Annotated in this window: 7 protein-coding genes; 3 read left to right on the forward strand and 4 right to left on the reverse strand. The window is 61.9% G+C overall.

The features are described from left to right. Positions 1 to 23: 23 nt before the first annotated feature. Positions 24 to 1,439, reverse strand: coding sequence for an aldehyde dehydrogenase family protein (locus tag WFM46_RS09625; RefSeq protein WP_336997531.1), 1,416 nt, complete (start codon positions 1,437 to 1,439; stop codon positions 24 to 26). 100 nt (positions 1,440 to 1,539) lie between these two features. On the opposite strand from WFM46_RS09625, the gene WFM46_RS09630 reads away from it, so the two are divergent. After that, complete coding sequence (locus WFM46_RS09630; protein ID WP_336997532.1) at positions 1,540 to 2,442, forward strand: LysR family transcriptional regulator; 903 nt, start codon at positions 1,540 to 1,542, stop codon at positions 2,440 to 2,442. Here WFM46_RS09630 and WFM46_RS09635 read toward each other — a convergent pair. Next, positions 2,429 to 2,908 (reverse strand): carboxymuconolactone decarboxylase family protein, encoded by a 480-nt coding sequence (locus WFM46_RS09635; protein ID WP_103178094.1) that lies wholly within the window; start codon positions 2,906 to 2,908, stop codon positions 2,429 to 2,431. The two genes, WFM46_RS09630 and WFM46_RS09635, sit on opposite strands and share 14 nt — an antisense overlap. 100 nt (positions 2,909 to 3,008) lie before the next feature. Between WFM46_RS09635 and pdxR the strand changes: the two genes are divergently transcribed. Continuing rightward, complete coding sequence (gene pdxR / locus WFM46_RS09640) at positions 3,009 to 4,400, forward strand: MocR-like pyridoxine biosynthesis transcription factor PdxR (RefSeq protein WP_180209901.1); 1,392 nt, start codon at positions 3,009 to 3,011, stop codon at positions 4,398 to 4,400. Between the two features lie 173 nt (positions 4,401 to 4,573). Here pdxR and WFM46_RS09645 read toward each other — a convergent pair whose 3' ends face one another. Further along, a complete protein-coding gene (locus WFM46_RS09645) occupies positions 4,574 to 4,735 on the reverse strand; it encodes a DUF1127 domain-containing protein (RefSeq protein WP_180209900.1) in 162 nt (53 codons plus the stop codon). A 176-nt stretch (positions 4,736 to 4,911) separates the two neighbouring features. On the opposite strand from WFM46_RS09645, the gene WFM46_RS09650 reads away from it, so the two are divergent. Next, positions 4,912 to 6,327 carry an aminotransferase-like domain-containing protein gene (locus WFM46_RS09650; protein WP_336997533.1) on the forward strand — a complete coding sequence of 472 codons (1,416 nt, stop codon included), beginning with the start codon at positions 4,912 to 4,914 and terminating at the stop codon, positions 6,325 to 6,327. A 102-nt stretch (positions 6,328 to 6,429) separates the two neighbouring features. Here the strand turns inward: WFM46_RS09650 and foxA are convergent. Further along, a partial coding sequence (gene foxA, locus WFM46_RS09655) for a ferrioxamine B receptor FoxA (RefSeq protein WP_336997534.1) occupies positions 6,430 to 8,296 on the reverse strand: 1,867 nt, incomplete at its 5' end.

Below are 8,296 nucleotides of genomic sequence, written 5' to 3' on the forward strand. Positions count from 1 at the left end.
AAGCTTGCGCCGCCGGGCGTTTTTTAGCTGAGGATCGACTTCGGCTCCATAAACGCGCTGATGCCCCAGGCCCCCATCTCGCGCCCCACGCCGGAGTGCTTAAATCCGCCAAACGGCGCTTTGGGCTCGTGTGTGAGGGTATTGACCAGCACGCGACCCGCCTGGATCTGCTGCGCCACGCGCCGGGCACGCCCGCTGTCGCCGCCGAGCACCAGCGCGCTCAGGCCATAGTCGGTGTCGTTGGCAATGGCGATGGCCTCCGCCTCATCGCGGTAGGCGATCACGCACAGCACCGGACCAAAAATCTCATCCCGGGCGATAGCCATCTGGTTATGCACATCGGTGAACAGCGTTGGCCGGACAAACCAGCCATCCCGGGTGCCCTCCGGCCGCCCTACCCCGCCCGCCAGCAAACGCGCCCCCTCAGCCAGCCCTTTCTGAATATAGCCCTGCACCCGCTGCCACTGTCTCTCGCTCACCATCGGACCGACCACGGTCTTCGCATCGCGCGGATCGCCCGACACCACCGCCGCGACAGCCAGCGCCAGCGCCTGCTCAAATTCAGCCTTACGCGACTGCGGTACCAGAATACGCGTACCGGCCACACACGCCTGGCCGCTGTTCATCAGCCCGGCCTGGACCGCCAGCGGGATCGCCTGTTTGATATCGGCATCGTCGAGAATCAGCGTCGGCGATTTACCGCCTAACTCGAGGGTGACGCGGGTAAAGTTCTCCGCCGCGTTGCGCAGGATCGCTTTGCCGGTCCGGGTCGATCCGGTAAAGGAGATTTTTGCCACATGGGGGTGACGGCTAATCGTCTCCCCCACCGTATCGCCGCGCCCGGTAACGATGTTAAACACCCCTGGCGGTAGATCTGCGGCGTGCAGCGCCTCGGTCACAATCTGCGTCTGCAGGGCGCTCATCTCGCTGGGCTTGATCACCGCGGTGCAGCCTGCGGCCAGCGCCGCCGCCAGTTTGCCGCAGATAAAGCCCGCATCGCTGTTCCACGGGGTGATAAGCCCGGCGACGCACAGCGGGGTCATCTCTACTCTGGCCGCACCCGCGACGGTCGTAAAGTCGAACGCCTCCAGCGCCGCAATGGCCTGGGCAATCACCTCCGCCGGATAGCTCGCCATCCAGGCCGAGCGTGATGCGGGGGCACCATACTCCTCAACCACCGCCTCCAGCAGATCGTCGTGGCGGGCGGCCACCGCCGCGTGCATTCGTTGCAGGGCGGCAATGCGCATTTGCTTTGTGGTTTTCGACCACGCCGGAAACGCGGCTCTGGCCGCGGCAATGGCACGTTCGCCATCCACCGCGTCGGCCAGACGCACCTGACCGATGACGCGCGCCGTCGCCGGGTTATACAAATCGAAGCGCTCGGTGCCGTGTGGGGTGACAAACTCACCGTTGATATAAACCTGTTCGATGTGATGCATAGCGACCTCCTCAGACTGGATAAAGCGAGTCTGACACGCCTTCTCTGTGACGATAATCCACGCTATGCTGCAAATGTTGTTTCGATTTTCAGGATAATCTATGCACCGTTCAGGACTGACAGAGCTGGAAGTGGTCATGGCCGTAGTGCGTCGCGGCAGCTTTCGCGCCGCCGCCCAGGAGCTGGGGATGTCGGCCACCGCCGCGAGTAACGCCATTGCCGGGCTCGAAAGCCGCCTGCAAACGCGCCTGTTCAATCGCACCACCCGCAGCGTGGCCCTCACCGAGGCGGGGCAACGCTTTGTCGCGCGCGTGGGGCCTGCCTTGCAGGAGATCCGCCAGGCCAGCCTGGAGATCCACAGCGATCCCGACGAGCCCGCCGGCATCCTGCGCCTGAACGTGCCGAACAACGTCGGCTCGCTGTTCCTGGACGCGCTGCTGATCGACTACATGATCCGCTACCCGAAAATGCGCGTCGAAGCGGTAAGCGAAGCGCGGATGATCGATATCGTGGCGGAAGGGTACGACGCCGGGATCCGCCTCGCGGAATCGGTCCCGCAGGATATGATCGCCGTGCCGCTTACCCCCGATATCCGCCAGCTCATCACCGCCACGCCAGACTATTTTGCCCGTCACGGCATTCCGCTTACGCCGGACGATCTGCTGCAACATCAGGGGATCGGCATGCGGATGGCGCACGGCGGGATCTACCGCTGGGAGCTGGAGCGGCGCGGAGAGCAGATTGCTCTGGCGGTGGCGCCCCGTTTTGCCACCTCGGATCTGTTTGCCTCGATCCGGGCGGTAAAAGCCGGGCTGGGGGTGGGATTTTTACCGGAACTCTATATTCAGCAGGAGCTGCAAAGCGGGGATCTGGTGAGCGTGCTGGAGGAGTGGACGCAGCCCTTTGCCGGACTGCGTCTCTATTACCCTGGCCATCGTCACGTCCCGCCTGGGTTGCAGGCGCTGGTGGCGATGATCCGCGAGCGGGGCCTTACTCGAGGTTAGCCTTGTTGAGGCCGTAGGCACCGTCGAGGGAGCCCGGTTCCATACGGGAGGTGATGCCTAAGCGGTTCCAGGCGTTGATCGCCACAATGGCAAAGTTCAGCTCTGAAATCTCCTTTTCCGAGTAGTGTTCCGCCACGCTGCGGTAGAGGACATCGCTGATCCCGTGCGGGCCAATCTGCGTCAGCGCTTCGGCGAAGGCCAGCGCCGCTTTTTCCCGGGCGCTGAACAGCGGGGATTCGCGCCATGCGGCCAGATGGTAGAGGCGCAGCTCACGCTCGCCCGCAATTTTCGCCTCTTTCGCGTGCATATCCAGACAGAAGGTACAGCCGTTGAGCTGGGAGACACGAATGTCGATCAGGTGCTTCAGCGCCGGGTCGATGGAGGTCTGGCTCACCGCCATGCTCAGGTCGGAGAGCGCTTTAGCGAGGGCAGGTGTGGCTTTATGGTGGTTAACGCGAGTGCTCATGGTCTTTCCTCTTTTGTGCGGTACAGGTCATGCGATGGGGCAAATTTACGCCGTTCATGACATAGTAAAAAGATACAAAAACCGCGAAATGAGGTAGGACATGAAGCCGGGCTATCACCAGATCTATACCCGCTACCGGGACAATATCACCCGCGGCATACTGAAGCCCGGCGACAAGGTGCCCGCCATTCGCGTGCTGGCGGAGGAGCTGAAGGTCGCGCGCAAAACGGTGGAAACCGCCTACGCCATTCTCATCGGCGAGGGGTATCTGGTGAGCCAGGGGGCGCGTGGCACCCGGGTGAACCCGGACTTAAACCTCCCCGCCGCGCCACCGCCGCCCGACGATCCCGTCACCGGCACGTTACCGGAGTCCCTGGTCAGCCAGCGCGAACGGGCCGGCTTTTTACGCCCCGGCATTCCGGCGCTGGACAGCTTTCCCTACAAAAAATGGCTGCTGCTGGCGGGCCAGGCGGTGCGCGCCATGCGCCAGGAGGAGATGCTCAACCCGCCGGTGATGGGCTGGGCTCCCCTGCGCCAGGCGATTGCCCGCTACCTGAACATCTCTCGCGGGCTGACCTGCACGCCGGATCAGGTGCTGATCACCAGCGGCTACAGCGGCAGCCTGCGCCTGATCCTCGATACCCTCGCCAGCCGCAACGACAAGGTGGTGTTTGAAGATCCGGGCTATTTTATGGGCCAGCAGCTGCTGCGGCGCATCGTGCCCCGCCTCTATACGGTGCCGGTAGATCGCGCCGGGATGGACACAGACTACCTGCTGCGCCACCACGCCGACGCCCGGTTTGCCATCGTCACCCCGTCGCACCATAGCCCGCTGGCGGTCACTCTCTCGCTGCCGCGCCGTCAGCAACTGCTCGACTGGGCCACCCGTAACGAGGCGTGGATCGTTGAGGATGACTATGACGGCGAGTTTCACTACACCCGCAAGGTGCTGCCGTCGCTGAAAAGCCTCGATCGCCAGGATCGGGTGATCTACATGGGCACCTTCAGCAAAACCGTGATGCCGTCCCTGCGCCTTGGCTATGTGGTGATGCCCGCCAGCACGGTAACGGCTTTTAACGACTGCGCCGATCTGCTCGCCAGCGGCCAGCCGGTGCTGACGCAAAAGATCCTCACCACTTTCCTCAACGAGGGCCACTTCTTCCGCCATCTGAAAAAGATGCGCGCCCTCTATCAACAGCGACGCGACTGGATGATTGCCGCCCTGCACGCGGTCTATGGCGACCGCTTCTTCACCGAACAGAACGATGGGGGAATGCATATCGTGGCGTTCTTAACCAAAGGCAGCTGTGACCAGGAGATCGCCCACTGCTGGCAACAGCATCAGCTCCAGGTGAACGCCCTGTCGGCGTGGTACAGCGGGTCGGGCAAACGCTACGGGCTGGTGATGGGGTATAACAACGTGCGGTCGTATCAGGAGGCGGTGGCTTTGCTGGAAAAACCGAAACAGCAGACGCTGGCACTGTTGCGCTGACAAGCGCCGGGTGGCGGCTACGCCTTACCCGGCCTACGGTTCGTGCCCTTGTAGGCCCGGTAAGCGCAGCGCCATCGGGCAGCAGACCGCACAACCCCGTAGGCCCGGTAAGCGCAGCGCCACCGGGCGATGTTAACGCGGGTGCGGCCGGATACTTTCACCCCACCCCTCTCTTACATATCAAAGCGCGACAGCCCCACATCCTTTAACTGCTCATCGCTCATGCCTTGCAGAATGCGGCGCGTGCGGTTGATGCGATACCAGCGGACAAGGGCTTTTCCCATCCAGATAAAGATCGCAAAGGGGCGTTTGGCTCGATTTTCGTGGAATTCCATGATGCTCTCCTCGGGGTGTCTGAGGGGTTATCATCACGGATCCCACACCTTTCAATACAGATTCAAAAATTACTTTTTTTTAACATACAGATCGTCTAAAACAGGAACTGCATGGCAGTTTTTACCGCCATCTGTACCGGTTTGCTTTTCTGTATGGTGAGAATAAGGGATACAGCATGACGCGCTACCAACATCTGGCCAATCTTCTGGCGGAACGCATTGAACAAGGGCTCTATCGCAGCGGGGAGCGTTTACCCTCGGTGCGTGCCCTGAGCCAGGAGCACGGGGTCAGCATCAGCACCATACAGCAGGCCTATCAGATCCTCGAAAACTTACAGCTAATCACCCCCCAGCCGCGCTCGGGCTATTTTGTCGCACCGCAAAAGGCGCAGCCGCCGGTGCCGGCGATGTCGCGCCCGGTGCAGCGCCCGGTGGAGGTGACCCAGTGGGATGAGGTGCTGACCCTGATGGAGGGGCGCAACAAAACCGACATCACGGCCTTTGGCGGCGGCCAGCCCGACCTGACCCAGCCAAGCCTCAAGCCCCTGTGGAAAGAGCTGAGCCGGGTGGTGCAGCACAGCGTTAAAGAGGTGCTCAGCTATGACGAACTCGCCGGACGACGCGAACTGCGCGAGCAGATCGCTCGCCTGATGCTGGACGCCGGATCGGTGGTCACCGCCGACGATCTGATCGTCACCAGCGGCTGCCACAGCGCCCTCTCTCTGGCGCTGCTGACCATCTGTAAGCCCGGCGACATCGTGGCGCTGGAATCCCCCTCTTTCTACGGCACCATGCAGATGCTGCGCGGCCTGGGGATCAAGGCGATCGAGATCCCCACCGATCCGGTGACGGGGATCAGCGTCGAAGCCCTGGAGCTGGCGCTGGAGCAGTGGCCGATCAAAGGGGTGATTGTGGTGCCCAACTGCAATAACCCGCTGGGGTTTATCATGCCCGATGCTCGCAAACGTCAGCTGCTGGCGCTGGCCCAGCGGCACGATATCGTCATTTTTGAAGACGATATTTATGGCGAGCTGGCGTTCGAATATCCCCGCCCCTCCACCATTCACTCGCTGGACATCGATGGCCGGGTGCTGCTGTGCAACTCCTTTACCAAAACCGTTGCCCCCGGGCTGCGGGTGGGGTGGATTGCCCCGGGCCGCTATCACGACCGGATTATGCACATGAAGTATGCCGCCAGCGGCACCAACGTGCCCGCCAGCCAGCTGGCACTGGCTACCTTTATCCGGGAAGGGTATTACCACCGCCACGTGCGGCGGATGCGCCAGATCTACCAGCAGAATATCGAGACCTACACCTGCTGGGTCAGGCAGTTCTTCCCCTGCGGCATCTGTGTGACCCGCCCGATGGGCGGCTACATGCTGTGGGTGGAGCTGCCGGAACATGTGGATATGGTCTGCGTATCGCGGGAGCTGACGCGGTTTAACATCCAGATCGCCGCCGGATCGCTCTTCTCAGCCTCCGGCAAGTACCGGAACTGTTTGCGGATCAACTGCGCCCTGCCGCCAAACGAGAAGCACCGCGCGGCGGTAGAACAGATGGGGGAAGCGGTGAATATTGCGATGGCGGAGTAGCGCGGCGCGGCCTGTTCGCCGGGTGGCGGCTGCGCCTGACCCGGCCTACGGTTCGACTCTTTTGTAGGCCCGGTAAGCGCAGCGCCACCGGGCATTTTCACATCAGAACGTCCACGACACGCTGCCGACAATGCTGCGCTCGGCGCCAAAGTAGCAGTAGGAGAGCGAGTTACAGGCCGCCACGTAGCTTTCGTCCGTCAGGTTGTTGACGTTCAGCTGGGCGCTTACCCCGGTCAGCCCCACCTTCGACAGGTCATAGCCCACCGCCAGATCCACCAGGGTGTATGACGGCAGGGTGTGGGTATTCATGCGGTCACTGGTCACGCCGTTGACGTAACGCACCCCGGAGCCCACCGTCAGGCCATCCAGCGGCCCGGTTTTCACGTCATAGCTGAGCCAGCCGCTGGCCATATTGCGCGGGGCATAAACCGCACGCTTGCCCTCTTCCTCCGGGCTGCTCTTCTTGTAGCGGATGTCGGTATAGGTGTACGCCGCCTGCAGGCGCAGGCTGTCGGTCAGTTGCCCTACCGCTTCCAGCTCCACCCCTTCCGATTCAATTTCGCCGATGGAGCGGTACGGATCGGTCGGCTCCTCTTTGGTAGCGATATTTTTCTGGTTGATGCGGAAGACCGAGGCGCTGAACTGGCTGTTCATCCCCTCCGGCTCAAACTTCACCCCCGCTTCCCACTGTTTGCCTTTCATCGGGTCCAGCAGATCGCCGTTCTCATCCGCAAAGCTGGTCGGGGTAAAAGCGGTGGAGTAGCTGATATACGGCGCGATGCCGTTATCGAACAGGTAGAGCAGCGCCGCGCGGCTGCTGAAGTTATTCTTGTCCAGATCGCTGCGGGTATCGTTGAGCTTGTCGACATTGGAGACGCTCACCTGGTCATAGCGTCCACCCAGGGTCAGGCGCCAGCGGTCCAGGGAGAGCTGATCCTGCAGGTAGTAGCCGGTCTGGCGCAGCTTGTGCTTCTCCTTGCTGTACATCGTGATGCTCTCCGGCCCGGCACCGTAGACCGGGTTAAAAGCGTCAATCGGCGGGAAGCTGCCGTAATAGCCGGTGGTGTGGTTGCTGCGATCCTGGTAATCGAGGCCAATCAGCACCCGGTGGTTCACCGCCCAGGTATCGAAGCTGCCGTCGATCTGGTTGTCCAGGGTGATGGCGTTCATCTTCTCGTCCGAGCCGGAGTAACCGCGGTTGAGTTCGGTGTCGTTCAGCCAACCCGCGGCATAGACCTGGTTCAGCTCCACTTTGGTGTGCAGATAGCGCAGCTTCTGGCGCACCGACCAGCCGCTGTCGAACAGGTGCTCGATGTTATAGCCGACCATATCCTCGCGGCGATCGTACTTGTCATAATCGTCCTCGCCTTCGAAGAAGGTGTTAGAGATCATCTTCCCGTTGTGCGGCACCACGGTTCCGTCATAGGGCAGGCCGGAGTGGCTCCCGCCCTCGGGATCGCGGTGCAGGTAGGCCATCAGATCCAGGCGCGTGTTATCGGTGATGCGCCAGGTCAGGCTCGGCATCAGGGCGTAACGCTCCTCTTTGAGTGGATCAAACTGGGAATCGGCATAGCGGGTCATACCGCTCAGACGGGCCGCCACGCGGTCGTCGTCGTCCAGCGCGCCGGTGACGTCAAACATCGCCCCGCGCTGATCGTTTTTCCCGGCGAACAGCTTAATTTCTCCGCCCGGATCGAACGACGGTTTGCGCGAGGTGAGCGCTACGATCCCCCCCGGCGACGAGCGGCCATACAGCACCGAGGCCGGGCCGCGCACCACTTCGATATTTTCCAGGAACCACGGGTCAACCACCAGCGAGCTGTGGGAGTTGGTGTCGCCCATCATCTTCAGGCCGTCGAGATAGACGTTATCCAGGCTGCCGTCGGAGAAGCCGCGCAGCACGATGTAGTCAAAGCGGTTCGAGGCGCCGATCTGTTTGCTGTAGACGCCTGGGGTGTAGCTCACCGCC

Origin of the sequence: Leclercia sp. M50, from assembly GCF_037150775.1 — a bacterium.
Classification (GTDB): Bacteria; Pseudomonadota; Gammaproteobacteria; order Enterobacterales; family Enterobacteriaceae; genus Enterobacter.